Annotated in this window: 22 protein-coding genes; 9 read left to right on the top strand and 13 right to left on the bottom strand. The window is 64.1% G+C overall.

The window, feature by feature from the left end; translation table 11 throughout:
• Window positions 1-44: 44 nt before the first annotated feature.
• The 7 genes from trpD to rpe form a co-directional block, all read right to left on the bottom strand.
• On the bottom strand, window positions 45-1,073 hold the full coding sequence (gene trpD / locus HJ583_RS02990) for an anthranilate phosphoribosyltransferase (protein ID WP_170020354.1): 1,029 nt from the start codon (window positions 1,071-1,073) through the stop codon (window positions 45-47).
• 16 nt (window positions 1,074-1,089) lie between these two features.
• A complete protein-coding gene (locus HJ583_RS02985) occupies window positions 1,090-2,304 on the bottom strand; it encodes a cation:proton antiporter domain-containing protein (RefSeq protein ID WP_170020352.1) in 1,215 nt (404 codons plus the stop codon).
• A 45-nt stretch (window positions 2,305-2,349) separates the two neighbouring features.
• Window positions 2,350-2,913 carry an aminodeoxychorismate/anthranilate synthase component II gene (locus HJ583_RS02980; protein WP_170020350.1) on the bottom strand — a complete coding sequence of 188 codons (564 nt, stop codon included), beginning with the start codon at window positions 2,911-2,913 and terminating at the stop codon, window positions 2,350-2,352.
• A gap of 45 nt (window positions 2,914-2,958) precedes the next feature.
• The gene (locus HJ583_RS02975) at window positions 2,959-4,122 is read right to left on the bottom strand and encodes an iron-containing alcohol dehydrogenase (RefSeq protein WP_170020347.1); all 1,164 of its coding nucleotides are present in this window, start codon (window positions 4,120-4,122) and stop codon (window positions 2,959-2,961) included.
• 47 nt (window positions 4,123-4,169) lie between these two features.
• On the bottom strand, window positions 4,170-5,672 hold the full coding sequence (gene trpE, locus HJ583_RS02970; RefSeq protein ID WP_170021306.1) for an anthranilate synthase component I: 1,503 nt from the start codon (window positions 5,670-5,672) through the stop codon (window positions 4,170-4,172).
• A gap of 189 nt (window positions 5,673-5,861) precedes the next feature.
• Window positions 5,862-6,530 carry a phosphoglycolate phosphatase gene (locus tag HJ583_RS02965; protein ID WP_170020345.1) on the bottom strand — a complete coding sequence of 223 codons (669 nt, stop codon included), beginning with the start codon at window positions 6,528-6,530 and terminating at the stop codon, window positions 5,862-5,864.
• 127 nt (window positions 6,531-6,657) lie between these two features.
• Complete coding sequence (rpe, locus tag HJ583_RS02960) at window positions 6,658-7,359, bottom strand: ribulose-phosphate 3-epimerase (RefSeq protein WP_170020343.1); 702 nt, start codon at window positions 7,357-7,359, stop codon at window positions 6,658-6,660.
• A 67-nt stretch (window positions 7,360-7,426) separates the two neighbouring features.
• Between rpe and apaG the strand changes: the two genes are divergently transcribed.
• Both apaG and HJ583_RS02950 read left to right on the top strand, forming a co-directional pair.
• Complete coding sequence (gene apaG / locus HJ583_RS02955) at window positions 7,427-7,807, top strand: Co2+/Mg2+ efflux protein ApaG (protein WP_101941609.1); 381 nt, start codon at window positions 7,427-7,429, stop codon at window positions 7,805-7,807.
• Between the two features lie 167 nt (window positions 7,808-7,974).
• Complete coding sequence (locus HJ583_RS02950; protein WP_170020341.1) at window positions 7,975-9,513, top strand: pectinesterase family protein; 1,539 nt, start codon at window positions 7,975-7,977, stop codon at window positions 9,511-9,513.
• 59 nt (window positions 9,514-9,572) lie between these two features.
• Here HJ583_RS02950 and HJ583_RS02945 read toward each other — a convergent pair whose 3' ends face one another.
• Window positions 9,573-9,971 (bottom strand): hypothetical protein, encoded by a 399-nt coding sequence (locus HJ583_RS02945; RefSeq protein ID WP_170020339.1) that lies wholly within the window; start codon window positions 9,969-9,971, stop codon window positions 9,573-9,575.
• Between the two features lie 373 nt (window positions 9,972-10,344).
• Between HJ583_RS02945 and HJ583_RS02940 the strand changes: the two genes are divergently transcribed.
• From HJ583_RS02940 to HJ583_RS02920, 5 genes are all read left to right on the top strand, one after another.
• Window positions 10,345-12,120 carry a heparinase II/III domain-containing protein gene (locus tag HJ583_RS02940; RefSeq protein WP_170020337.1) on the top strand — a complete coding sequence of 592 codons (1,776 nt, stop codon included), beginning with the start codon at window positions 10,345-10,347 and terminating at the stop codon, window positions 12,118-12,120.
• A 56-nt stretch (window positions 12,121-12,176) separates the two neighbouring features.
• A complete protein-coding gene (locus tag HJ583_RS02935; protein WP_170020335.1) occupies window positions 12,177-13,853 on the top strand; it encodes a hypothetical protein in 1,677 nt (558 codons plus the stop codon).
• Window positions 13,854-13,962: 109 nt separating this feature from the next.
• Window positions 13,963-14,751: a substrate-binding periplasmic protein gene (locus HJ583_RS02930; RefSeq protein WP_170020333.1), complete on the top strand. Its 789-nt coding sequence runs from the start codon at window positions 13,963-13,965 to the stop codon at window positions 14,749-14,751.
• 1 nt (window position 14,752) lies between these two features.
• On the top strand, window positions 14,753-16,732 hold the full coding sequence (locus HJ583_RS02925; protein WP_170020331.1) for a CHASE domain-containing protein: 1,980 nt from the start codon (window positions 14,753-14,755) through the stop codon (window positions 16,730-16,732).
• 20 nt (window positions 16,733-16,752) lie between these two features.
• Window positions 16,753-17,994, top strand: a complete 1,242-nt coding sequence (locus HJ583_RS02920; protein WP_170020328.1) for a DEAD/DEAH box helicase — start codon at window positions 16,753-16,755, stop codon at window positions 17,992-17,994.
• Window positions 17,995-18,050: 56 nt separating this feature from the next.
• Here the strand turns inward: HJ583_RS02920 and HJ583_RS02915 are convergent, their stop codons facing one another.
• Together HJ583_RS02915 and HJ583_RS02910 are read right to left on the bottom strand one after the other, a co-directional pair.
• Window positions 18,051-19,139, bottom strand: coding sequence for a hypothetical protein (locus tag HJ583_RS02915; protein ID WP_170020326.1), 1,089 nt, complete (start codon window positions 19,137-19,139; stop codon window positions 18,051-18,053).
• 65 nt (window positions 19,140-19,204) lie between these two features.
• Window positions 19,205-20,650 carry an EAL and HDOD domain-containing protein gene (locus HJ583_RS02910; protein ID WP_170020324.1) on the bottom strand — a complete coding sequence of 482 codons (1,446 nt, stop codon included), beginning with the start codon at window positions 20,648-20,650 and terminating at the stop codon, window positions 19,205-19,207.
• A 361-nt stretch (window positions 20,651-21,011) separates the two neighbouring features.
• Between HJ583_RS02910 and HJ583_RS02905 the strand changes: the two genes are divergently transcribed.
• Window positions 21,012-21,737, top strand: a complete 726-nt coding sequence (locus HJ583_RS02905; RefSeq protein ID WP_170020322.1) for a hypothetical protein — start codon at window positions 21,012-21,014, stop codon at window positions 21,735-21,737.
• A 320-nt stretch (window positions 21,738-22,057) separates the two neighbouring features.
• Complete coding sequence (locus HJ583_RS02900) at window positions 22,058-22,762, top strand: hypothetical protein (RefSeq protein WP_170020320.1); 705 nt, start codon at window positions 22,058-22,060, stop codon at window positions 22,760-22,762.
• Between the two features lie 91 nt (window positions 22,763-22,853).
• On the opposite strand, the gene argJ is transcribed toward HJ583_RS02900, so the two are convergent.
• From argJ to HJ583_RS02885, 3 genes are all read right to left on the bottom strand, one after another.
• Complete coding sequence (gene argJ, locus HJ583_RS02895) at window positions 22,854-24,092, bottom strand: bifunctional glutamate N-acetyltransferase/amino-acid acetyltransferase ArgJ (RefSeq protein WP_170020318.1); 1,239 nt, start codon at window positions 24,090-24,092, stop codon at window positions 22,854-22,856.
• A gap of 90 nt (window positions 24,093-24,182) precedes the next feature.
• Window positions 24,183-25,628 carry an HDOD domain-containing protein gene (locus tag HJ583_RS02890; RefSeq protein WP_170020316.1) on the bottom strand — a complete coding sequence of 482 codons (1,446 nt, stop codon included), beginning with the start codon at window positions 25,626-25,628 and terminating at the stop codon, window positions 24,183-24,185.
• A gap of 159 nt (window positions 25,629-25,787) precedes the next feature.
• Entirely contained in the window at window positions 25,788-26,846 is a 1,059-nt protein-coding gene (locus tag HJ583_RS02885; protein ID WP_170020314.1) for a patatin-like phospholipase family protein, read from the bottom strand.
• Window positions 26,847-26,890 lie beyond the last annotated feature (44 nt).

The following is a 26,890-nucleotide window of genomic DNA, read 5'->3' as shown; positions in this document are numbered from 1 at the left end:
CCTGCTGGCTGCAGCGGCAAGCCCTCACCTGCCGCGGCGCCAGATCAGGCGCTGAAGCTGCGCGAACGCTCGATGAACTCGCCGAGCTTGCGCGTCGCCGCGCCACTGGCGATAGTCGCCAGTGCGCGTTCCACGCCCTCTGCCAGCGACTCGGCCACCCCTGCGGCGTAAAGGCTGGCGCCCGCATTGAAGGCTACGATGTCGCGTGCGGCGGGGATGCTGCCTTCCAGCGCCCCGAGCAGGATGGCCTTCGACTCTTCCACACTGGCCGCCCGGATTGCCGACGAGGCGTGCAAGGGCAGGCCCACGTCCTCCGGGGTCAGGCGATATTCCCGCACCTCGCCGTTGCGCAACTCGCCGATCAGCGTCGGCGCCGAGATCGAGATTTCGTCCAGACCTTCCATGCCATGCACGATCAGCACGTTGCGCGCGCCCAGTTGCTGCAGCACGCGCACCTGGATGCCGACCAGATCGGGATGAAACACGCCCATCACCTGATTCGCGGCACCAGCCGGGTTGGTCAGCGGGCCAAGAATGTTGAAGATGGTGCGCACGCCGAGCTCGCGCCGCACCGGTGCGGCGTGCTTCATGGCGCTGTGATGGTTGGGCGCAAACATGAAGCCCAGACCCACCTCGTCAATGCAGGCGCCGACCTGTTCCGGCGTCAGACTCAGGTTGGCTCCCAGCGCCTCCAGCACATCGGCGGAGCCGGACTGCGAAGACACCGAACGCCCGCCATGCTTGGCAACACGCGCGCCGGCGGCGGCGGCCACGAACATCGCCGAGGTAGAGATGTTGAAGGTGTGCGCGCCATCCCCACCGGTTCCACAGGTGTCCACCAGCGTTTGCGTATCGCTCTTCACCGGCACCCTAGTGGCCAGCTCGCGCATCACCGTGGCCGATGCTGCGATCTCGCCGACCGACTCCTTCTTCACGCGCAGGCCCGTGATGATCGCCGCGATCAGCACCGGCGAGACCTGACCGGACATGATCTGGCGCATCAGCGAGACCATTTCGTCGTGGAAGATTTCGCGATGCTCGATTACGCGTTGCAGGGCAGCTTGGGGCGTCATGGGCAGAGTCCTGTGTTCAATGACTGGAAGGCGGAGATTCTACCGGTGCAACCTCATCCTGCGCGGCGGGCTTGATGCGCAGGCTGCCCATGCTCAGCAGCAGGGCCCAGACGAGAATCACCAGCATCAGGCCGGCCTTCGGAAATGCGGGGATGACCAGGTGCGCGGGAATGCTGAGAAAAAGCAGCACAGTGATGAGCCCGCGCGGAGCGAACCACAGCAGCGGCTCGGCGGATTCGCGCGCCACGCCTCGCAGCAAGGCCCAACGTGGCGCGATGCTGCATGCGAGCACAATCCCTGCCAGCAGCCAGGCCTGCAGGTCCAGCAACTCAGCCAGACCAGTACCGAAGCCGAGCAGTACGAAGAAAAAGCTGCGGACCACAAAGGTGAATTCCGCAGTCAGGTGTTTGAAGGATTCAAGATCCGACTCGAAATCACCTTCACCCTGCCAGCGCCCGCCGGTGAAACGGCGCACCAGCTGGTAGTTGTTCAACAACAGCCCCACCAGCAACACCATCACCAGCGGCGCAAGGTGCATGATCTTGCCCAGTCCATAGAGCAAGGTGATGCCGAAGATCATCGGCAGCACCCGCACATGATGCTGGATGCGCTGGATCAACCAGAAGATCAGCAGACCCACCACCAGCCCGATGAACACCGAGAGCGTGATTTCGCCGGTCAGCGACACCAGCATCGAGCCAAAGCCGGTGAACTCGTTGAGCATCGCGTAGAACAGCACCACGCCCACGATGTCCGAAATCGAACTCTCGTAGACCACGAACTCGCGCAAGCGCGGCGCGAGTGCAGCGGCCGCGGGGATCGCCACCGCCGAACTGATCACAGCCAGCGGCAGCGCATGCACGAGCGCGGCCTGCAGGGGCGCGTCCAGCCAGAACACCAAGGCTGCGGTCAGCGCAGCGCCGGTCAGCACCACCCCCAGCACGGCACACAGAGAGCTGCGCAGGATCAGGGGCGCGGCCTCGCGCGTCAGACGCAGGTCCAGCGCCCCCTCCAGCACGATCAGGATCAGGCCGAAAGTGCCCAGTACCGGCAGGAGATCATCCGGCGGGGTCAGGCTCAGGCCGAAGGCGTCCGTCACGGCGCGCAGGCACAAGCCGGCAAAGATGAGCAGCACCACGGCCGGCACCTTGATCCAGCGACCAAGGAAATCAAACAGGTAAGCCACCAGCACCACTGCGCTGAGCGCAACCATCGCCCAAGACTGATTCATACACGCCTCCCGGAATGAAGAAGCCGCTTGCGCGGCTTCAAGGGCTTACATGTCGAGAAAGTTCTTCAGCAGCTTGTGACCACCCTCGGTCATGATCGACTCCGGGTGAAACTGCACACCTTCAATCTGCAGGGTCTTGTGACGCACACCCATGATCTCGCCATCCTCGGTCCAGGCCGTGATCTCCAGGCAGTCCGGACAGCTCTCGCGCTCGATCGCCAGCGAGTGATAACGCGTGGCCGTGAAGGGATTCGGCAGGCCCTTGAAGATGCCCACATCGGCGTGCCGGATCGGCGAGGTCTTGCCATGCATCAGCTGCTTGGCATGCACGATCTTGCCGCCAAACGCCGCGCCGATGCTCTGGTGGCCAAGGCACACGCCAAGAATCGGCAGCTTGCCAGCGAAATGCTTGATCGCCGCCACCGAGATGCCGGCCTCGGCCGGCGAACAGGGGCCGGGCGAGACCACGAGGCGCTCGGGCTTCATGGCCTCGATCTGCTCGACGGTGATTTCATCGTTGCGATACACGCGCACATCGGCGCCCAGTTCGCCGAGGTACTGCACGATGTTGTAGGTAAAGCTGTCGTAGTTATCGATCATCAACAACATGGTCATTTCCTTTGCATGAGGCTGGCCAGTGCCAGCCGCCGGGGCTCACAGCCGCGCGGCAAGAATTTCCGTGACGGCCGCAGGCGTGATCGCCCCGTGCTCGCCCAGTTTCAGGAAGCCGTGACGCTCAAGGCGGGCCGGAATCCGGCTCGGCGCCTCATTTGTCCCGGCCACGCCGTACAGGCCCAGATGGGTGTGCACGCCCAGCGATCCGAAGAAGGCCTCGGTCGCCGCGATCGCGCGCTCGATGCGTTCGTCTTCGCTGCCCTCGCGAATGCCCCAGATGCGCTCGGCGTACTGCAACAGCTTGGCGCGCTTGGCCTCCTTCTGGTGACGCAGCACTCCCGGCAGCACCACGGCCAGGGTCTGGGCGTGATCCAGCCCATATTCGGCTGTGAGCTCATGACCGATCATGTGCGTTGCCCAATCTTGCGGCACACCGCAACCGATCAGGCCGTTGAGCGCCAGCGTAGCGCTCCACACCTGGCTGGCGCGCGCGGCGTATTCCTGCGGATGCGCCAGGGTCTGCGGGCCGACCTCGATCAGGGTGTGCAGGATGCCTTCGGCGAAACGATCCTGCAGCGGCGCCTCGGCCGGGTAGGTCATGTACTGCTCCATGGTGTGCACGAAGGCATCGACGATGCCATTGGCAACCTGGCGCGGCGGCAGGCTGTAGGTCGTCTCCGGGTCCAGCACGGCGAACTGCGGATAGCAGTGTTCGCTGCCGAAGCCCAGCTTGTCGCCACTCGATTCACGCGAGATGACGGCGAAGGTGTTGGATTCCGAACCGGTCGCCGGCAGGGTCAACACCACACCCAGCGGCACTGCGGCGCTGACCGGGGCGCGCTTGGCGAGGATTTCCCACGGCTCGGCGCCGTCGAAGCGCGCGGCCGCAGCGATGAATTTGCTGCCGTCGGCAACGGAACCTCCGCCCACGGCGAGGATGAAGTCTGCGCCTTCGCTTTTGACGAGCGCGACAGCCTTCATCAAGGTTTCATAGCGCGGGTTGGCCTCGATTCCGCCGAACTCAAGCCAGGCGTGCGCTTTCAGCGCGGCCTTGACCTGGTCATAGACGCCGTTCTTCTTGATGCTGCCGCCGCCATAGGTGACGAGCACCTTGGCACCAGCGGGAATCAGGCCGGCAATCGCGGCGATCTGGCCCTTGCCGAAGAGGATGCGGGTCGGGTTGTAGTAACTGAAGTTCTGCATGGCTTTCACTCCTTGGAGGTGGCTTGAAGTAGCAATGGATTCGAGCTTCAGGAACTGATCTTGGTATCCAGCCCGCTCTCGGCGATCTCGGCCGCGCGAATCACCGCACGCGCCTTGTTCAGGGTTTCCTGCCATTCGGATTCGGGATCCGAATCGGCCACGATGCCCGCGCCCGCCTGCACATGCAGCTGGCCGTTGGCGATCACGGCGGTGCGGATGGCGATTGCCACGTCCACATCGCCATCAAAACCGATGTAGCCACAGGCGCCGGCGTAGATACCGCGCTTGACGGGTTCCAGCTCGTCGATGATCTGCATCGCCCGCACCTTGGGCGCGCCGCTCACAGTGCCGGCCGGGAAGGTGGCACGCAGCACGGCCAGCGCCGCAGCGCGCTTGTCCTGCCCCTCGGGCAGCAGGCCCTCCACGTTGGACACGATATGCATGACGTGCGAGTAGCGCTCGATGGTGAACTGCTCGGTGACCTTCACCGTGCCGGTGGCGGCCACGCGGCCCACGTCGTTGCGGCCCAGATCCAGCAGCTGCAAATGCTCGGCAAGCTCCTTGCGGTCGGCCAGCAGGTCCTTTTCCAGCGCCAGATCTTCCTCATGCGTGGCGCCGCGCTTGCGCGTGCCCGCAATGGGGCGGACGGTCACAAGCTGCTGTTCACCTTCGTTTTCAAGCTTGACCAGAATCTCCGGCGAGGAGCCGACGACATGGAAGTCCTCGAAGTTGAAGTAGAACATGTAGGGCGACGGATTCAGCGCGCGCAGGCTGCGGTAGAGCGCCATCGGGCTGGCTGCGAAGGGCTTGCTCATGCGCTGGCTCAGCACCACCTGCATGATGTCGCCTTCGATGATGTAGTCCTTGGCGCGCTGCACGGCGGCCTTGAAAGCGTCCTGACCGAAGCTGGAAACCGCCGGCTGCGGCGTGGCGCAGGTATCTGCGGGGATCTCGACCGGCTCGCGCAGCTTGGCCACCAGCTCGGCCAGACGGCGCTGGGCTCGCTTGTAGGCGCCCGGCACTTCTGGCTCGGCATACACCACCAGGGTCAGCTTGCCGGAGAGGTTGTCGACGATCGCGATCTCTTCGGAGAGCAGCAGCGCGATATCCGGCGTGCCCATTTCGTCTTTCGCCTTGTGCGCAGCAAGCTTGGGCTCGATGTAGCGCACCGTGTCATAGCCGAAACAGCCGACCAGCCCCCCGCAATAGCGCGGCAGGCTGAACTTGGGCGGCACCTTGATGCGCTGCATGAACTCGCCGACATAGGCGAGCGGATCGCCGTAGTCGCGACGCTCGACGATGCGGTCCCCCGAGAGCAGCAGCACGCTGCGATCGCGCACTTCGATGCGGGTGTGGGCACGCAGGCCGATGATGGAATAGCGGCCGAAGCGCTCACCGCCCTGCACGGATTCGAGCAGGTAGGTGTAGGGCTCGTTGGCCAGCTTGAGGTAAATGGAAAGCGGCGTGTCGAGATCAGCAAAGGTCTCGACGGTGAGCGGGATGCGGTTGTAACCCTGCGCGGCAAGCGCGAGGAATTCTTGTTCGGTCATCATGACTCCGGTTTCGGCAATTTCAGGAAATGCTCGGCCGGCGCGTGCCGACCCGTGACGCAACACTCAGCGAGTGCGCCATGAACCCCCGCTGCGCCGCCAACCACTGGCTACGCAAATCGGGAGGATCTCCTCTGCGAGAAACAGGCTTTTGCTTGTCACGATGATGAAATTCGGGGAAAACCGCGCTCAGGCAAGCAGAGCGGGCAATTCAGTGAAGCTCGATAGTAACCCGTCGCAATCTTCAGTGTCCACGGGCACTCCCTCGTTGTAACCATAGGTCATCAGCAGCACCGGGATGCCGGCGCGGCGGGCGCACAGGGCATCGTTGCCGGAGTCGCCCACCATCAGGACGGCCTCGCGCGACACACCAACCTGCTCGCAGGCATGCCACAGCGGCTCGGGCTCCGGCTTCTTCTGTGCCAGGGTGTCACCGCCAATCAGCACGTCGAAAAATCCGCCCAGCCCCAGCTCATCCAGCAGGGGCGCGATGAAGGCTTCGGCCTTGTTGGTCACTACGCCGAGCTTGAGGCCACGGGCCTTCAGAACCGGCAGCGTCTCGGCCACGCCGGGATAGGCGCGGGTGAGCTTGCCGTTGGTGGCTTCGTAGTGGCGCATGAACACCGGGATGGCCTGCGCCAGACGCTCGGCGGACACCGGCCCCCGCCCCACTGTGAGGGCGCGCTCGACCATCATCGGGATGCCCTTGCCAACGAAGGTGGCGACTTCCGCGTCGGTGCGCGTCGGTTCGCCCAGCTCGGCGAGCATGCGGCGCGCGGCCTCGGCAAGGTCCGGCACAGAGTCAACGAGCGTTCCGTCAAGGTCGAAGAAGATGGCGTGGGGAGCGAAGGATTTCATGCCGGGCTTTCAAACTCGCGAGAGCGTACAGTGGGAGCAGCTCATTGTTGCTGCTGGGCGGTCTGGGGAGCCTGCGTGTCACACGGCTCCGGCGCCTGTTTCTGCGGGGGTGGCAGGCTGCTCACGCTCAGACCTTGGCGAGCTCGGCACGCATCGCAGCGATCACCGAATCGTAACGGTTCGGGTCCGTGTCCTTGCCGGCACCGAACACCGCCGAGCCGGCCACGAAGGTGTCGACGCCAGCCGCCGCGATCTCGGCAATGTTGGCAGGCTTCACGCCACCGTCGATCTCAAGACGGATGCGGCGACCCGACTCGCGCTCGTAGGCATCGAGCTTCGCACGCGCCGCGCTGGCCTTGGGCAGGGTCGAAGGGATGAAGCTCTGGCCGCCGTAGCCGGGGTTCACCGACATCAGCATGATCAGGTCAATCTTGTCCATCACATGATCCAGCCAGTCCAGCGGAGTCGCCGGATTGAACACCAGCCCGGCCTGACAGCCATGATCGCGGATCAGCTGCAGGGTGCGATCCACATGGCGCGAGGCCTCGGGGTGAAAGGTGATGATGTTCGCACCGGCCTTGGCGAACATCGGCACCAGCGCATCCACCGGCTCCACCATCAGGTGCACATCAATCGGCGCGCCGGTACAGGGGCGGATCGCCTCGCAGACCAGCGGGCCGATGGTCAGGTTGGGCACATAGTGGTTGTCCATCACGTCGAAGTGCAGCCAGTCGGCGCCGGAAGCAATCACCTTTTCAACCTCATCGCCGAGGCGGGCGAAGTTGGCAGAGAGCAGGCTAGGGGCAAGAATGAAGGAACGGTCTGACATGATCTGGCCCTGAGGGACGGCAAAGCCGTATTATCCCAGTCGCCCCCCGCCACAAGCCAGCAAAAAAATGAGTCTCCCAAAGTACCGCATCACCATCAGCGCCCAGCCCCGCTACTTGCCCGAGCAGTCGGACCCGACCGAGCCGCGCTATGCCTTTGCTTATCACATCACGATCCGCAACGAAGGCACGCTCAGCGCCAAGCTGATCAGCCGCCACTGGTTCATCACCGACGCCCACGGCAACACCGAGGAGGTGGAAGGTGAAGGCGTGATCGGCGAACAACCCTTGCTGGCGCCCGGCGAGAGCTTCGAGTACACCAGCGGCTGCCCGCTCGCCACGCCCTTTGGCAGCATGCGCGGCAGCTATCACTTCGTGGCCGAAGACAGCATGCAGTTCGACGCTGAAATCCCCGAATTCTTTCTGGTCGGGCCGCGCACCCTGCACTGAAAGCCTATTCACGGACCTTCGGACCGTGCAGCAGTTCACGCTTGTTACCCATCACCTCCTGATCTAGGTTGATTAGGGCCTCTTCTGCCACACGGCAGAAAAGGCCCTTTTCAGACACAAGCGGCAAACGGAAATCACCGCCAAGCCGCACGCTCAGGAGACAAGCAATGCACAAGACCTTATGGCTGGCCGCCGCCAGCCTGACACTGTTCGCGGCCAGCGCCAGTGCCGCCAATCGGCCCAGCGGCTACGTAACCCTCTGCAGCGAGGGCAAGACCTGTACGGTCGCCACTGCGACCAATGTGGCCTTCGGCCGCTCAGACCAGTTCTTCTACAAGACCCTCACCGGCAGTTTCGCCTGTAGCGAGGCCACCTTCGGCGGACGGATTGCCGGTGGCGTGAATGAATGCTCGATTCCCAACGGCAGCGCTACCTCGAGCGCAGCCAGCTCTTCGGCGCAAAGCAGCAGCGCCGTGGCCAGCAGTGCCGCACGCAGCTCTGTTACTTCTTCGGCAGCCTCTTCGGCCACTGTAACGTCCGCTGCATCATCCGCCGCTTCCAGTGCGGTCGCCTCTTCCTCCGGCAACAGCAGCTGGCCTGCCAGTACCAGTACCCGCCCGCAACTCTCGGACACGGTCGCAGCCGCCTACGATGTGGATCAGTACCTCGCCGCTGCCGGCACCGTCGGCAAGCTCGTGACCGACAACTGGAAGCCGCGTAGCAGCGTGGTCAGCATGCCGGCCACGCCGGACTATCTGGTGGCCAAATCCGGCGCCACCTACAGCACGGTGCAGGCCGCCATCACTGCCGCCACCCTGGCCGGCAAGACCACACGGCAGTACATCAAGGTTATGCCCGGCACCTATAACGAGCTGGTAATCGTGCCCAAGGGGCTGACCGTGACACTCTATGGTGGTGGCAGCGATCCTGCCCAGACCGTGATCGCCCTGCCCACGGCCGCCAAGCTCACCGGCAGCCAGTACGCGGCGCTGGCCAATCCGGGCAGTGCCGTGTTCACCAGCAGCACGCCCAGCTCGATCAAGGCCACCTATGACGCCTGCGCCGCGAAGAGCGGCAGCATCGGCACCACCTGCTCAGCCCTTTTCGTGGTGAACGCCGACAACTTCGAAGCCACCAACCTCACGATCCAGAACACCTGGAGCGAATCAGCCAACGGAGAATCGCAGGCCGTGGCGCTGATGGTGGTGGGCGACCGCAACCTGTTTTACAAGACCCGCCTCATCGCCAACCAGGACACGCTGTATGTGAAATCGACGGCGGTGGATGTCGTCGCGCGCAGCTACTTCGCCCAGAGTTACATCGAGGGTGATACCGATTTCATCTTCGGGCGCGGCACGGCGGTGTTCGACAAGAGCACGATCTTCTTCACCCGGGTGCGCAAGAGCAGCAGCACCATCGGCGCGCCCAGCACTTATGGCACGCACCCCTACGGCTTCCTGTTCACCGGCTGCAGCTTCTCGGCCGATGCGGGCGCGGCCACGATCTCGCTGGCGCGGCAATGGCCGGAATCGTCCAGCGCCGGAGTGACCATCGGCAAGATGATCGTGCGCGAGTCCTACCTCAGCGCCGAAATCAAGAACCCGCCGTGGGCAGACTGGAGCAGCAGCAATCCGGTGCAATACGGCAGCGCCAGCAAGCCCTATCTGGGCGAGTATCACAACAGCGGGCCAGGCGCTGCGAAATAAGCCCTGCCACCCGGGCGGAGCGCCTGTCACGCAGGGTTCCGCCTCGCTCGCCCGGCCCTTCAGATGCGACTGCGCACCAGCCCCAGCATGCGCTGCCGGTTGTAGAACGCCTCCTGATATTCAGGCTGAAGATCCAGCGCCCGATCAAAGGCGGCGAGCGCCTCCGCGCCCCGGTGGCAGGCTTTCAGCACCAGCGCGCGGCTGTTGTGAAATTCAGCCCGCCCCGGCTGCTCGCGGCATGCGCGCTCGATCATGAGCAGCGCCGTGTTCTGTCGCCCGGTCTTGAGCAGTGAGGCCACCATCGCCAGCCGCTGCTCACCCGGCCCTTCCGGCGTCAGTGGCTGCGTCATCGGCAGCTCCGGCCCGGCCTCCTGCCCTCCGGGAGGCTGGCGCTTTGAGGGCAGGAAAAACATCCGGACGAAGCCCGGCATCGCGGTGGGATCGCGCAGTGATGGCACGGTCTGTCTCCTGGTCTTGCTGATGTGAAAAGCTGCTGTCACGCAGCCTTCGCCAGACGCTCCGATTTTCAGCTCCTGCGCGCCCGTGACGTAGTTTTTTATATCACTTTGGTTTAATCACACCGGCCAAGTTTTTCACGCTCGGCAAACCGGCAACGGAGATTCCGCCATAGCACGCCTGATGCGCTGCAATGTGCGACGCGCCCACAGTGGCGGAGCTATCTGGCGAACCCCACCAAGCAACAGGCCGCTCAGCCCGAATCAGGTACCTTGTTGCAACATGGCAGCCGGTCTGCTCAGGTGTTTCCCGTATCCGGGAAAGTCCGGAGGGCCTGTATAAGCCATCAGAATCGCCGGCCCCGAGGAATCCAATATGCAACGTCGCGAATTTCTTGCTGCGCTCTCCTTGCTGGGCGCACAGCTTGCCGCCTGCCGCAGCAACGCACCGCTCATGGCGGCACCCGCCTCCGGCCACCCGCGCCTGCTGGTCAGCGCTGAGGAATGGGCCAGCCTGGGCGCACGCCGCAAGGCCGACCCGGATCTGGACCGTTTCGCAGACTTGCTGCTGGCCCGGGCCCGCAAGGATCTGTCCCTGCCCGTGCTTGAGCGCAAGCTCGAAGGCCGTCGTCTGCTGAGCGTTTCGCGCGAATTCATCCGGCGCACGCTGGAATGGGCCTTTGCCTATCGGATCACCGGGGAATCAGCCTTTCTCGAACGCGCCCGCCGCGAAATGCTGAACATCGCCGCTTTCTCCGAATGGAATCCGGACCACTATCTGGATGTGGCCGAAATGACCACCGGGCTCGCCATCGGCTATGACTGGCTCTTCGACGCGCTGCAGCCTGCCGAACGCAGCATCCTTCGCCGGGCCATCGTGGACAAGGGCATTGCCCAGGCCCGCCAGGGGCACAAGACCTTCCGGATGACCAACAACTGGAATCAGGTCTGCATCGGCGGCATGGTGCTCGGAGCCCTCGCCGTACAGGAAGACGAGCCGGCACTGGCCGCCGACCTGCTCGCCGCGGCACAAAAAGAGATTTTCACCGGCCTGGATGCCTACAAACCGGATGGCGCCTACCCCGAAGGCCCGGGTTACTGGAGCTACGGCACCAGCTACTCGGTGCTGCTCATCGCGGCGCTACGCAGCGCCAGCATGGCCGACTGGGGGATACTGGCTGCGCCGGGCTTCATCCGCAGTGCCGAGTTCTATGCGCACTCGATCGGTCCCTCAGGCAAGCATTTCAACTTTGCCGACGGCAACGAAGGTCAAGAATTACCCTCGCCCATCGTGTATCTGGCCCGTGAACTGGGCCAGCCTGCCCTGCTGGAGGCCAAGCGCGAAATGATCCGCAAGAATCAGGGGGTTTCCGAACGCTTCGCGCCGCTGTCCATCCTGTGGTGGCCCGAAGCGCGCCGCGGCACACCGCCGCCCACGTCATTCATCGGGCAGGGCCCGCAGCCACTCGCCCTCTGGCGCAGCGCCTGGGGCGACACGAATGCGCTGTACTTCGCCATCAAGGGCGGCGGCGCAGCCCACAACCACGCTCACATGGATGCCGGCAGCTTCGTGCTCGAGCTGGACGGGCTGCGCTGGGCCAAGGATCTCGGCATGCAGGACTACTACAGCCTCGAATCGCGTGGCATCGACCTGTGGAACATGAAGCAGGACTCGCCGCGCTGGCAGGTCTTCCGCCTCGGCGCCGAGGCGCACAACACCCTCACCGTCGCCGGCAAGCCACACAAGGCCAGCGCCATGGCCAGCCTGACGCAGGTAAATGCGCGCGAAGTGCTGATCGACCTCGCGCCGGTGCTAGGGCTGCCTCAGGCCACCCGGCGGGTGCGCTTCGCCGACGCCAGCGTGGAACTCGACGACAAGATTGCCGATGCCCCGGCCGGCACCGAGATCCGCTGGGCGATGTGCACCGAAGCGGAAATCCGCATTGAGGGCAACACGGCGATCCTCAGCCAGAGAGGCAAGACCCTGCATGTGCGCTTCAGTGGCCAAGGCATCCAGCTTTCCGTGACGGATGTCAGCGCAGCGCGCATGGACTACGACCTGCCCAACCCGAACACGCGCCAGCTCCTTGCAAGCGCGCCGGTCGCCGCCAATGGCAGCTGGCACCAGACCGTGCGCTTTTCGCGAGCCTGATCAGAACGCGGCCCACATCCAGCCAAGCGGAAACCGGAGCTGCAGGAGACCGAAACGTGCTGCGCCAACTCATCACCGCAAGCCTTTTTGCCTGCACCGCCACTGCCGGCGCGGAGCCGCTCGATCCGCCCCGTCACCCGCGCGCGCCGTCTGCTGACAGCGTGATCTTCTCCACCCGCTTCGAACGCCCCGAAGCCCTGCCGGCGATCGAGGCCTTTGGCGCCACCCGGGTTGAATGGCTGTACGCGAAAAGCGCCGCCTATGTCGCCAGCCTCAAAGCCCAAGGCGTGCTCGTCGGCAGCACGCTGAATGCCAATCTGGCCGTGCCGCCCGAAGGCTTGGCGCGAGACTTCGACGGCCAGCCGCTGGTCGCGCCCTGGATGAACAGCTGGGGCGCGAAGTGGATCACGTCTGCCAGCCCGGCCACGCGCGAGGCCCTGCTCACGGCGGCGCGCAAACAACTCGCCTTCAGCCCGGTGGCGATCCAGTTCGACGACCCGCGCCTCGAAGTCGCCGCGCTGGAGTTCGGCGGCGAGTATTCCGATGCGGCCATTCAAGGCTTCGCCAGGTGGCTGGCCGAACCCGGGCGCGCGCTGCCCGCCGGCCTGCCGGCGGAGGTGCGCAGCGGCCAATTCGATTACCGCACTTACCTGCGCGACACGCTGGGCTTCACAACACCCCAGGACGCGCAGCAAAAGCGCCAGCGCTCGCCGCTCTATCCCGCGTGGGAACGCTTCCATCTCGAGAACGTGCGCGGCTTTTTCCAGCAACTGCGCGCGGAACTCGCGCCGGCCGGCATCGCCCTGAGCCTCAACCTCACCAACCCGCAGCCGGACAAACGCACACTGCAGCTGCTCGACCTGGCCGATTACGTGATGGCCGAGATGCGCCCGATCACCCCGCCCAATCTCGCGCTGACCACTGCCACCGTGCAAGGACGCGGCCTCGGCTTCGTGCCCAGCCTCACCCCGCACGATTTGCCCGAAGCGCGCCGCGCCATCGCCATGCTCTACGCGCTAGGCGCCCCGCCCCTGGTGCCGTGGGACGTTTACATGCCGGATCGCCTCGAAGCCAACGGCAAGCGTACCCCGCAGCCGCGCTACTTCGGCACGCCCGAGGAATACGGCGACCTCTACCGCTTCGTGCGCGAAAACCCGGCGCTTTTCCGTGGCTGGGAGAGCGCGGCCGAGTTGCTGCTGATCTTCCAGATGGAGCACTACCAGCCGGGCGACGCCCTGCGTCTGGCGGGCCGCCTGCAAGCGAAGCAGATCCCTTTTGCGGTCGAAGCCGTGCAGCGCAGCCTGCCCGAACATGCGCCGGACGCAGCCCGCCTGCGGCACGCCCGCGCGATCCTGCCTGCGACGCCCATCGATACCGAACTCTCCGCCACGTTGCGCCCGCTCAGCGATCGCCTGATGACCGAGGCCGAGGCCATGCACCTGTCGGCAGGCACTGCCGATGAGCCAGGCGCCTTGCTCATCCCCAGGGTTCAGCGCGAACAGGCGGCGACCCGCCTGCTGCACATCCTGCGCACCCAGCGTGAATCAAAACCGCTGAACGTGCGTCTGCACGCCGCACTTCCAGCGGGCCAGCAGCTCAGCCGCGTCACGCTGCACGCGCCAGGTGCTGCAACCCAGAACCTGGCGCCAAGTGATTGCCGCAGCGTCACGCTGCCGGCCCGCGGCGAATGGCTGGTCCTCGAACTGCATCTGCAGACCGGCCCCTGCCCCTAGCTCCTGGGGCAGGTCTGCACGCGGCCCTGCCCGCCCGTACGGACAAGTTTCCCGCACCGCCGCCGTTAAGACCTGATGCGCCCTGTCGCGCGATCTTCAGGAGTCTGCCGTGCGCCTCAAGCTGTTCGCCCTGCTGCTCTGCGCAGTCCTTACCCCAGCCGCCACCCGCGCCGCCGGACCGGACTGCTCGCGCCCGCTCACCCTCGCCTTACACGAACACGGCCAGCTCTACTCTTCCACCACCGATCAGGGCATCGACCGCGACATGGCCGACGAACTGATCCGCCGCAGCGGCTGCAAAGTCACCGTCACCCTGATCCAGCGCGCACGCATCTGGCAGCTGATCGAATCCGGCGCACTGGATTTCAGCCTCTCCGGCATCAGCAACGCCGAGCGCGACAAGTTCGCCGGTTTTGCTTGGTATTTCTCCAACAAGTATTACCTGTTGGTGCGCCGCGATGCCGAAGTGGCCAGGATCAGTGACTTCGCCCGCAATCGCGAACTGCAGCTGGGCGTCATCCGCGGCTTCCGCTATAGCGCTACGGCCAACGCCTTGGTCGACCAGCTCGCCGAAGCCCAGCGCGTGAGCTATGCCTCCGGCCTGGAGCCGCTTTACCAGCTACTCCAGGCTGGGCGCATTCAGGGCATGATCATCGAACCCTTCGACTATCCGGCGATTGAGAGCGACAAGATCCGCGAAATCAGCCAGATCCTCGAATTCGGCGATGCGCCGGTACCACATGGCCTGATCATGTCGAAGAAGTCGCTGAGTGCGAACGAGCAGGACAAGTGGCGCGCGCTGATCCGCGCCATGCGTGCCGACGGCAGCACCCGACGCATCTTCGAGAAGTACTTCCCGGCCGAGCTGGCGCGCACGCTGACGGAATTCAAAGACTGACATGAACCCCGCACGCCGGCACCTTCCCGTCGTGCTGGTGCTGCTCATCGCCCTGGGCAGCACCTGGCTGGCCTGGCGCCATGAACAGGAGGTGTCCGAGCGCTGGCTGCGGGCGCGTTTTGACGACAGCCTGCGCGACACCACGGCCCGCATCGTGCAGCGCATGAGCGCCTACGAGCAGATGCTGCGCGGTGTACAGGGCTTTTACGCCGGCACCGGGGAGGTCACCCGCCAGGGCTTCACCGCCTATGTGAACACCTTGCAGCTTGGCGCCGATTTCGCCGGTATCCAGGGCGTCGGCCAGATCACCCTGACCCCTGCCGCAGAACTGCCCACCCTGCTCAAGCAACTGCACCAGCAGGGCCTTGCGGACTACAGCATCACCCCGCCCGGCGAGCGCGCGCTGTACACCCCGATCATTCAGGTCGAACCCTTCAGCGGCCGCAATCGCCTGACCCTCGGCTTCGATCCTTACACCGTACCGGAGCTACGCGCCGTCATGGAGGCCGCGCGGGACTCCGGCATGCCCCGCATCACCGGCAAACTGCCGCAATTGCTCGATCCAGCCAACGGCCGGGCGCCCTCCGTGATCCTCTGTGCGCCCCTGTTCCGGCAGGGCAGCAGCATCCGCACCCTGGCAGAGCGCCGCGCCAGCCTCATCGGCTGGATCTATGCCCCGGTCCATCTGGATGAAATGATGGCTAGCCTGTACGGCGACACTGACTCCGACATCCTCATCCACGTCCACGATGGCGTCGAGCCCAGTGCCGACAATCTGCTCTTCAGCTCACACCCGGCCGAGACCAACCCGCCACGCCTTTACGCAGCCGAGTATCTCGAAATCGGCGGTCGCAACTGGGTCATCGAAGCCAGCACCCTGCCCGGCTTCGTCACCCGCGTCGGCCACAGCGACGCCACCACCATAGCCATCAGCGGCCTCTGCCTGAGCCTGCTGCTGGCCGTGCTGGCGCGCATCCTCGCCACCGCTCGCCAGCTCGCCCTCCGGCTGGCCCAGCAAATGACCGAAGACCTGCGTAGTAGCGAAGAGCGCTGGAAGTTCGCCCTCGAAGGCGCCGGCGATGGCGTGTGGGACCGTGATCTGGTCGGTGATGCCGCCTTCTACTCGCGCCGCTGCCTGGAAATTTTCGGTTACGAACCGGACGAGATCGCCCCGCACCGCCAGGAATGGGTCGAGCGCATCCACCCGGACGACCGCGCTGCCGCCCTCGCCGCTACCGCGGCCTGCATCAAGGGCCACCAGGAAAGCTTTTCCAGCGAATACCGGTTGCGCTGCAAGGATGGCCGCTGGAAATGGGTGCTCGCGCGCGGCCGCGTCATGCGCCGCAGCGCCGATGGCAAGGCCTTGCGCCTGCTCGGCACGATCTCCGATATCGACGCACGCAAGGCCAGTGAAGAGCAGATCCGCCACATGGCCCAGCACGACTCCCTCACCGGCCTGCCCAACCGCGCCCTGTTTGCGGACCGCCTGCAACAGGCACTGAGCCTGGTCCACCGCGACCACGCCCACCTCGCGCTGTTCTTCGTCGATCTCGATGAATTCAAGGCCATCAATGACCGCTTCGGTCACGCCACCGGCGATCTACTGCTGCAGGAAGCGGCCCGCCGCATGCACGAATGCATCCGCGCCTCCGACACGGTCGGGCGCATCGGCGGCGACGAATTCGTCGTCCTGCTGCCCAGCCTGAGCAGCGTTGAAGACGCCCGCCACGTCGCCGAAAAAATCCGTCAGGCCCTGGCCACCCCCTTTGAAATCGGTGGCCACGCGCTACGCATCTCGGCCAGCATCGGCATCGCCTGCTACCCCGAGCATGGCGACAGCGAGAGCCGCCTGTGGAGCATCGCCGATGCGGCCATGTACGCCGCCAAGGCCCGTGGCGGCAACCGGGTGGAGCTGGCCGGCGGCAGCCCGACACACGCAGTTCTGACGCCACCGGCGGACTTGCCTATCATCACGCCCTGATTCCCCACCGTAGCGCCCCGATGCCCTTTGCCCACCTCGGCCTTGCCCCCGCCCTGCTGAACGCGCTCGCCGAGCGTGAATTCACCAGCCCCACCGCCATTCAGGCTGCCGCCATTCCAGCCGCCCTGCGCGGTGAAGACATTCTCGGCTCGGCGCCCACCGGCTCGGGCAAGAGCCTCGCCTTTGCCCTGCCGATCCTGCAGCAGCTCGCCGATCTGCCACGTAAATCCATCTATGGCGCCGCACGACGCACCCACGCGCTAATCCTCGCCCCCACCCGTGAGCTGGCCATCCAGAGCGGTGAAACCCTCAAGGATCTCGCCCGCCATCTGGCCGAACCGGTCAAGGTGGTGGTGGCCTTCGGCGGCGTCTCGTTGAACCCGCAGATGATGGCGCTGCGCAGCGGTGCCGATATTCTCGTGGCCACGCCCGGGCGTTTGCTGGACCTCATCGACCACAATGCCGTCAGCATCGACCGGTTAAGCACCCTGGTGCTTGATGAGGCCGACCGTCTGCTCGACGCCGGCTTTGCCGACGAGTTGCAGCGCATCCTCGCCCTGCTGCCAGCCCGGCGTCAGAGCCTGCTCTTCTCCGCCACTCTGCCGCCGGGCGTCGAAGCGCTGGCCGCGACCCTGCTGCGCACCCCCACGCGTATCGCAGAAGCGGCCGGCGAACCCGAGATCGACCAGCATGCCCTCACCGTGGACGAAAAAAACCGCACGGCGCTTCTGCTGCACCTGATTCGCCAGGAAGGCTGGACGCGCGTGCTCGTTTTCGTCGCCACCCAGTACGCCTGCGATCTGGTAGCCAGCAAACTCGCCCGCCGCGGCATACACGCCGCACCGCTGCACGGCGAGCTGAGCCAGGGCGCGCGCAGCGAGGTGCTGGCTGATTTCAAGGCCGAACGCCTGCATGTACTGGTCGCCACCGATGTGGCCGCACGCGGGCTGGATATCGCCCGCCTGCCAGTGGTGATCAACTACGATCTGCCGCGCGCCGCCCCAGATTATGCCCATCGGATTGGTCGCACCGGCCGTGCCGGTGAGCCCGGGCTCGCCATCAGCTTCATCAGCGCCGCCACCGAAGCCCACTTCCGCCTGATCGAAAAACGTATCGGCATTCGCCTGGAACGCGAATTCATCGAAGGCTTCGAGCCTACCGAAACACCCCAGCCCGGCGCGGGTGCAGGCGGCATCAAGGGCAAGCGGAAGAGCAAGAAGGACAAGCTGCGGGAGGCTGCCGCGAGGAGCGGGGATTCATGACGGAGTAGGCGCGTAGCCGATGCTGAGCGCCGCCGGGCGGGCCTGTCGGCGGCGCCTTACTCCTCGACCGGCCTTCCCTGAGCCGGCCCCGGCAGCCCGCGCTGCAGCTTCAGATGATCCGTCTTCGCATGCTTTTTCGCCCAGGCCTCGGCCAGCGCGTAGGGCATGGGCGCCTTCAGCAGCTCCAGTTGCAGGCGCTGGCTGGCCGGATCAAGGCTCACCCGGTACTTGCCCAGGTTGTAGAACAGATAGGCCGCGAAGAGATTGTCGTAATCCTCGTAACGCCCGGCCTCGCGGCGAAAGTCACGCGACAACACCGAAGGAAAGCGGTTCGGCAGATCCTTGAAAGCCACTGGTTCTTCATCGTGCGGGTCCATGTAACTGGAAGCCGCGTACTTGCGGTACAGCACCACATCCATCACATAGCCGCGCGCCTGCCATTCGCGCATGATCTTCAGTGCCATCTCGGTCGGGATATTGGCCCGCAGCGCCTTCTTGAGCAGGCGCCAGGAGAAATAGGGGCCGTTCAGCACCTCGAGCCCGGCATAGCCGGCACCGTAGCGAAAGGCACTGCCGATGGTCTTCGCGCAGTTCAGATCCAGATAACCGTAACGCACCTCGCCCGAGTGATAGCGCGTGTCCGTCGCCTGGCGCTGGAAATCGGCATTCAATTCGCGAAAGAAGGCTTCCAGTTCGGCCTTCTCGCGCTCGGGCACGCCATACACGCGGATCCCCAGTACCGAACGCTTGTAGATCTCGCCGAAATCCAGCCCGAAGGAGGCCGTTTCGCCGAGCGAGGATGAAGTGCGAAACAGATACTCCATCTTCTGGATCCGGGTCATCAGCTCGGCGTTGTAGAAGCCGCGCGCATGTGCTTCCGAACGGTCGGCATAGAAGTTCGCCGAATGCACGAACTCGTCACCAGAGGCCTGATCTCGAATCGACAAAGCCAGATGACCCGCCGAGCCGCCCTTGGAGGTCCCGTAGCTGATCAGCAGCTCCATGTCGTACGGATCCTGGCGCAAGGCCTGCGCCACCGCATCGATATTGGCCGGCTCCGGACCGCCACGTGAGCCGAACTCGGCGGCCAGCGCCCCCGCACTCAAGGTGAGGGCAAGGAACGTGCTGACAAGACCTTTCTTCATCTCTCTTCTCCGTGGCCTGCGCATGCGGAACAAACGAAAGCCTGAAGCACCATCACAACAGGCGCTCAGAGCGAGTCGCCCTCTACCGCCTCCGTCCCCTCTCCAGCCAGCATCTGGTTGGCCCATACCAGCGCCTGCGCCGCCGCCGGCAGGAAATCGGTGTAATCAATGCCACAACGCTGCACGGTCTCAGCGATCTGCACTAGGCGGGTACTCGAATTAGCCTCCCCCAGCACCACCAGGTTCAGCGCATCCGCATACGGACCCGGCTTGCCCAGCAGCGCATCACGCACGACCTCCGGCAGCGCCGCCTGCGCCAGCAACTCCGGCAGCGATCGCCCGAGCGCCTCGTCAAGCAGAGAAAACAGCCCCACCAGGAAGAGCTTGCCGGCATCCTCCGGAATCAGGCCCTTGCCAGCCATCAGCTCGAGCGTACGTCCACGCGTGAGGGCTCGTTCGGCCAGCAAGCGCTGCTGATAATCCGGCTCGGCGAAATCGAAGAGCAGCAGTGACGTCCAACGGTAAAACTTCTCCCGCCCGATCAGCACAAGCGCCTCGGTCAGATTATCGATCGGCTTCTGCAGGCCCATAGCCGCCGAGTTCAGGTAGCGCAACAGCTTGTAACTCATGGTCGGCTCGCGGGAGAGCTGGTCCGCGATTTCGCCGAAACTCCGGTCGCTCATCACCATGTTCAGGATCGGCAGCAAGACCATGCGGTTGATCTTGGCGCTGCTCGGCCGCAGGCTCTCGCGACTGGAGATGAAGGCTCCCTGGAAAAAATCGAAGCCGCATTTGCTGCAGAACTGATAATCGTCGTGGCTCTGCACATTGCGCGCCACCAGTCGCAATGCTCGCCCCCCCGGTCTCGCCACGGCGCGCAGAGCGCGCGTTGCGGTGCGCAGGTCAATGCCGTTGAAAGCGGTGACATCGATCTGGATGAAGTCCACTTGCTCCAGCAGCGGACCTGCCATGTCGAAATCCTCATCCGCCATCAGGCCCACCAGAAAGCCCTCTTCCTTGAGCCGTGCAAAACGTGCCGGCAGGCTCTCGAGCTCCGTCGTGTGTGCGCCCAGATGCACCACCAGCACGGTGTTCTGCGGCGGCAACTGGCTGATCCGCAAGTTGCTGAGCGACTCCACCGCCACCTGAATGAAGGCCAGGCGCCGACCGAGCAAGGACTGGACGCCCTGTAGTGCCATCCGGGTCAGCAGCGCCGCGTCATACGCCTGGCGAGTGAGCTCCTGCTCCTGGTTCATGCGGGCCTGCATGCTGGTCAGCAAGGAGAATTCATAGCCGGCGATGCGCCCGCCGCGCGACAGGATCGCCTCGCGGCGCACGAAGGCATTGTGGGTATCCGGTGCATCCTTGCGCGGGGCAAGACGATTGAGCTGGGCAAACTCCTCCGCCTCACGGCGCCGGCCGGACGACACAGGCTGAGGCGCAGCGACCGCAGCCGTGCCGCGCCCGATCCAGCGACCGAAACACTGCAGCAATTTCTGTCTCAAGGACATGCTAGAACCATCTCATGAATGAAGCATCGGCCTGCGCGCAGAAGCACTCCACGTCCCTACCAGAATAGGAATGCACTGCCGATCCTGCCGCTACGTTTTCAGCAAGTCTCGCAGCATAGCCGCAGCGCGGGCGGAGCAACACCCTCAGCATGCGGAAGATGCGCCGGAAACCGGAAATTTCTACGGACTGCCGGGGCAGCCTCGACGCGCCCCTGGAGCGCGTCGAACAGCAGCCGCAGCCACCGCAGGGTAAGAAGTCAGCCTGAATGATCAAACCAACGGGAAGCATGCACCGTCAGAAAAATGGTTAAGGCATAACATCGCCAAGGGAATTTTCCCCGATCAACTCACGGAGCTCGTAATGAAACTGTTGGTCCCTGCAATCGCACTGAGCCTGCTGTGCGCCAATGCCTGCGCCGCCGATGGCACGGCGCCTGTCAGCACGATCCGGAATGGCGACCGGATCACCCGCAGCCTGCAGAAATACACCCAGGAAACCCCCACATCAAAGCCCGTGCTGGAGGAAAAGATCTCCTCCACGTCGTACACCATCGAGTCAGGCGCCGGCGACGAACGCGTACTACGCAGCAGAAACGGTGCTGCAGAGATCCTCGGAAAGGATCTCGCACTGATCGCCACGATCAACAAGAACGGGGAGCGCAAGGATATTGACCCCGAGACGGTAAAGCACTGGATGCCCACCACAGAACTCAAGCCGGGCATGAAGTGGTCATTCTCTGAACGCCATGAACAGGTGGCCTCGAACTCCACCAAAATGTGCCAGTGGTTTGGCGAGTATGACGCGGTGTCCTCTGCGGACGAACGCGACCAGAACATCAACGGCAGCATCGTCCGCCTGCCCGTCATCGTGGTCGAGGTGCGTGGCAGGGTGAATATCCGAAACTGCGTCGGATCAGGCTCCGACAGGGAAGAGCGCTATGTCTACTCCAAGGACCTGGACCTTGTACTGGAACACAGCTCACTGAGTCTGAGCTCTTATGGCAAATTGCTCGGCTCCAGCCAGCTGCTGAGCATCACATCCATCTCGACCGGCAAGAAAGTTGCCTTGCTCACGCCTGCTCCCTGACAAGTCCTTCCACAGGGAGTCGCATCCCTGCGCCATGTCCCCGGCACCAGAGGCCCTGCCCCAAGTGCCAACAATCCCGTTCCGTCAGGCAGCTCGACATGCCGGATCTGGCGCGCCGTCTGCCTCATTGAACACGATCGTCATCATCTCCTGCACGGACCGCTCCCCCGCACGGTGTGTGCACGCTCGCCGGGGACTCCGGAGGCAATCGGCATCAGTACAACAGAAGCCAACCGGAAAAATAGTGCCGCGCCCTGCATGTCCGCTGCACTGAACTATGATTCGCGGCTCAATCCAATAAATGATTCAAGGGGACATGCATGAAGGGGCTTATTTCAGTGCTCGCACTGAGCATTCTGAGTACATCTGTCTGGGCCGATCCAGCCCCCAGCAAGCCCGACCCTTTGCAAAGCGGCGATCAGGTCAGCAACGCCTTCAGGAAATATGTGCAGGACGCTCCCGGCTCCGAGCCCGTTCTTGAAAATCGCACCCTGACCTATTCCTACGCCATCGAATCCGACTCCGCTAGCGAGATTCTGTTGCGCTACGGGAATGGTTCGGCTGAAGTCCTGGACAAGAAGCTCGCCGTCATTGCCTCCATCAGCAAAACGGGAGAACGCAGAGCGATCCCGGCAGACGCTGTGGAACACTGGATGCCGAAAACAGAACTCAAGCCCGGCATGAAGTGGTCCTTCGAAAACCATTGGGAAAGCCCGGCCTCCAACGAAAGCGCCTATGTGTGCCGATTTGATGGCGAATTCAAAGCCAGATCGTCGGCCAGCGAGCGTGACGTAAGCATCAACGGCCAAGTCGTCCGCCTGCCTGTGACGGTTGTGGATATCGAGGGGAAAACCTATCTTCAGGTTTGCGAAGGGGCCGTACCCTATACGCGCGAGCGCCGTGTGTATTCGAAGGACCTGCATCTCGTGCTCGAACACGAATACCTTGCACGGGATCCTTTCGGAAAACTGTTTGAAGGGTGGCTACAGACCGTCACCGCAGTGACGACCAAAAACCGGCTTTGAGCCGCACGCAATGCCTGACACGGCGAAAGCTCAGGCAACAAAAAGCCCGCTCTGCATAGCGGGCTTTTTGTTGCCTGAGGTCAGGCGAAAATCACGAGCGGTAATCCGCATTGATCTTGACGTAGTCATACGAGAAGTCGCAGGTCCATACCGTGGCAGAAGCATCGCCGCGGGCAAGATCGGCGCGCACAGTGATCTCGGCGTTTTTCATGATGCGCGCACCAGCCTCCTCAACATAGCTCGCGGCACGCCCGCCCTTTTCTGCCACCAGAACATCTTCTTTGCCATCACCCAGCCACACGCGGAGTTTGCTCACATCCAGATCCAGCACACCGGCATAGCCAATGGCAGCGAGGATGCGGCCGAGGTTGGGGTCGGAGGCGAAGAAGGCGGTTTTCACCAACGGCGAGTGGGCCACGGCGTAGGCGATCTGGCGGCACTCGTCGCGGCTTTTGCCACCTTCGATGACGATGCTCATGAACTTGGTAGCGCCTTCGCCGTCACGCACGATGGCCTGCGCCAGCCAGATCGACAGATCGACCACCGCGTCGCGCAGGGCTTTGTAGTCGGCTGAAGCGGCATCGGTGATGGCCGGGGCGCCGGAAGCGCCGGTGGCAATCAGAATGAAGCTGTCGTTGGTGGACGTATCGCCATCGACGGTGATGCTGTTGAACGAGAGATCCGCAGCTTCCTTGACCAGCGCCTCGAGCAGCGGCTGGGCGACATCCGCATCGGTGGCGAGGAAGCCAAGCATGGTGGCCATGTTCGGCTTGATCATGCCGGCGCCCTTGCTCATGCCGGTGAGGGTCACCGTCTTGCCGCCGATTTGCAGTTGGCGCGAAGCGCACTTGGGCTGGGTGTCGGTGGTCATGATGGCGTGGCAGGCCTCATACCAGCCGTCCGCCTTGAGTGCGGCCTTGGCAGCAGGCAGACCCGCGATGAGCTTGTCGACGGTGAGGTGTTCAAGAATCACGCCGGTGGAGAAAGGCAGTACTTCACGGGCACTCACGCCCAGCGCAGCGGCCACCGCGTCACAGGATGCGCGCGCATTGGCAATCCCCAGTTCGCCAGTGCCGGCATTCGCAATACCGGTGTTGATGACCAGCGCACGGATCGAGCCGGAAGCCAGGTGCTCCTTGCACACCGTGACCGGCGCAGCACAGAAACGGTTCTGGGTGAACACACCGGCCACGCGGCTGCCCGGCGCGAGTTCGATCAGAGAAAGATCGCGGCGGTTGAGCTTGCGGATTGCCGCTTCGGCCGTGCCCAGGCGCACGCCGGCGACCGGCAGGAGTTGATCGGCAACAGGCAATGGCAGGTTCACGGACATGGCGCTTCCTTGGGGTGCTTAGAGGGAAGCGCGGATTTTACGGCATCGGACGCCGGGTGCACCGCACCTCTTGGCGAAGGCCCAGCGGTGCTACTTCTTCACCGCCCCGCGCGAGGCCACATGCTGGAAGCTCAGGCTGGCCTGCTGGGCGAAATGGAGAAAGCCTTGCCAGGTTTCATCGTCAGGCGGATTGGCCGGCGCACGGTCAGCGTAGAAGAAACCGATCACGCGACCGGCGGCCACGATGGGAGCGAGCATGCAGTCACGCTGGCCGGTGACGGCTTCGAGGCGGTCCAGCTTGAGGCCGGCCGCCGGCTCGCCCTTGAGCCAGATCGGCGCGGACTTGGCAAACAGCAGATTGATGATTTCGCCGGGGCGCTGATCGAGCGGAAACGCGAAATGGGCGGCAAGCTTGTCCGCATCGCGCCCCAGCGCCACCTTGCCCACCACCTTGGCACGATCCGCCGTCTGCAGGGCAAACACCGCCCGACTCATGCCAAGCCCGCGATAGATGCCTTCGAGCACCAGTTGCAGCACGTCATTGAGACTCGGGTTGCCTGCCAGCAGCATCGAAAGGTCACGCAGAATCTTGAGCTGCAGCATCGGATCCGGCGCGGGATCATTGATCTGGGCCACTTCGGCATCGATATCGACAAGCTCGCCCTTGGGCATCGGAATCAGGCGCGCAGCCTCTTCGGCGCCAAACTGGGCGGCGACGCGCGCGGCCTCCCCAGCATTGGCGGTGAGTTCCTCGGTGATGTCCTTGAGCGACAGGCCGATGTAGTCGGCGTATTCCGCCAGCGCAGCGCGCGCTGCGGGGGTTTCCCAGCCCCCCTCGACGGCATGAGCCAGGCGATAGCCCTGGATGATGGCTTTTTCGTTGGCATCCGGATTGGCCGGCGGCTGGGCTGCCGCAATCACCATCGGGCCAAGGTGCCAGTCGCGTGCCAGCGCAGCGGTGAGGCTATTGAGGCGAAAGCCCAGCACTTCGAGCTGCAGCTCTTCGGGCTTGGCATCGGGGCGCGCCTTCATGGCGGCATCGAGCTGCTCGGCCTGCTCGCCGCCAAAACACCAGAAGGCCATCTCTCCCACCCGCCCGAGCAGGGTGGCAATGAAGACTTCCTCGGCGGCCTTGCTGCTGCGCGCCCGAGCGGCCGTGCGGGCCTGCACCGCGGCGTGGAAACAGCGTGCCATCTCGGCCACCACGCGTTCGCGCATGCCACTGGCGAGAAGTGCGTCGATGAGCTGGATGGAGAGGACGATGTTGCCGACCAGATCGAAACCGAGCACCACGATGGCCCGGCTGATGGTGTTCACGCTCTGCCGTGACGGATTGAACATCACGCTGTTGGAGAGCTTGAGCACCTTGGTGGTGAGGGCCGCATCCTGCAGGATGGCGCGCGAGAGGCGCGCGGTGGAGGCCATGTCGTCTTCGGTCACGCTGCGCACTTCCTGCACCGTGCGGCCGAAGACCGGCATGTCCCGTTCCTTGATGCGATTGACCCATGCTTCAACGCCCGCCTGTGCTCCGCTCACGCGCATCTCTCCGGAAAACTTGTTCTCATGCGGGTTCTACGGCGTGGGGCGATCTCCCTTGAGGGGCCGGGCGGGCAAGATCCGATAACAATTGTGGCGGACTGCACACACCGTGCGCAGATTGTGACCAAACGCACCCGCCATACGCGTACGAATGCCTCAACTGGCCAGATGCGCCAGCCGGCTGCGTGCATAGCGCGCCGCCGATTCGAAGCCCAGGTCGAAGAGACGCTCGAGATTGCTGCGCGACCAGTCGAACACGTCCGGCAATTCGGCTTCCGGGATGTCATCGATCAGCGGCACGCGGTGTGGCCGCTGCAGCTGAGGGTACTTGCCCAGATGCGTGGCTTCGAAGATTTTCAGATCGTCCCGCGCAATCTCGATCAGCGGGGTGAGGATGGACATCACCCAGGCGTCGTAAAGACTCTTGGGCGCACGCAGCAAGCGATCTGCACCGAGGATGTCGAACACCACCACTTCTTCGAGCTGCGGATGGCGGCTCAACAACTCGTGAAAGTTCAGGCAATCCAGCGCAGCACCTTCGATGTAGAGCCCGCCATCCAGCTCGGTAGGTGGATACAGGAAGGGGAAGGACAACGCTGCCTGCAGATGCGGCGGGCCAAGTTTGTCCTTGCGGAAGTTTTCCATCTGGCGCGTGCGCAGGTTGAAGGCATTCACGCAGAAATCCGGCGTGATCTGCGGCACGGCGGCGAAATCGATGATCGTTTCGGCAAACGGTACATGTGCGCACAAGCCCAGCGACTCCGGATTGAGGTCGCTGGGGCAGGCTGAAGCCAGCATCAGCGCACTGGAGTCTTTCACCAGCTGGGCCAGCGGGGTCTGGGCAGGCCAATCCATCATTTTCTGGATGAAGGGATTCAGACCCAGCGCGCGGCGGTACAGATCGGCCAGCGTGCCCGGCTTATTGAAGACCTTGAAGTTCACCGGAAAGGCCTCGTAGAGCGGATCAGCCACGCCCATCTCCTTCAGCCCGGCCAGCGTGCTGACCGGATCGCCATTCTTTGGCGCGCAGTACATCAGGCCCAGCAAGGCGCCCGCCCCCGCCGTGGAGATCACATCGAACTTGAGCCCCAGTTCGTGGAAGGCCACCAGCGCACCGGCGACCAGGGTCGCATTCGGCGCGCCGCCACTGATGATCAGTGCAGTGCGGGCGGTATCGGCAGACGCGGGGGAAGGAGTGCGGCGAGAGTTGGCCATGCTGTTTCTCCGGGCAGAGGCGGGGGTCGATGCAGCATAATGAG

The sequence above is a fragment of the Uliginosibacterium aquaticum genome (genome assembly GCF_012972705.2).
Lineage (GTDB): Bacteria > Pseudomonadota > Gammaproteobacteria > Burkholderiales > Rhodocyclaceae > Uliginosibacterium > Uliginosibacterium aquaticum.
This window is presented reverse-complemented; position numbering and strand designations above follow the sequence as displayed.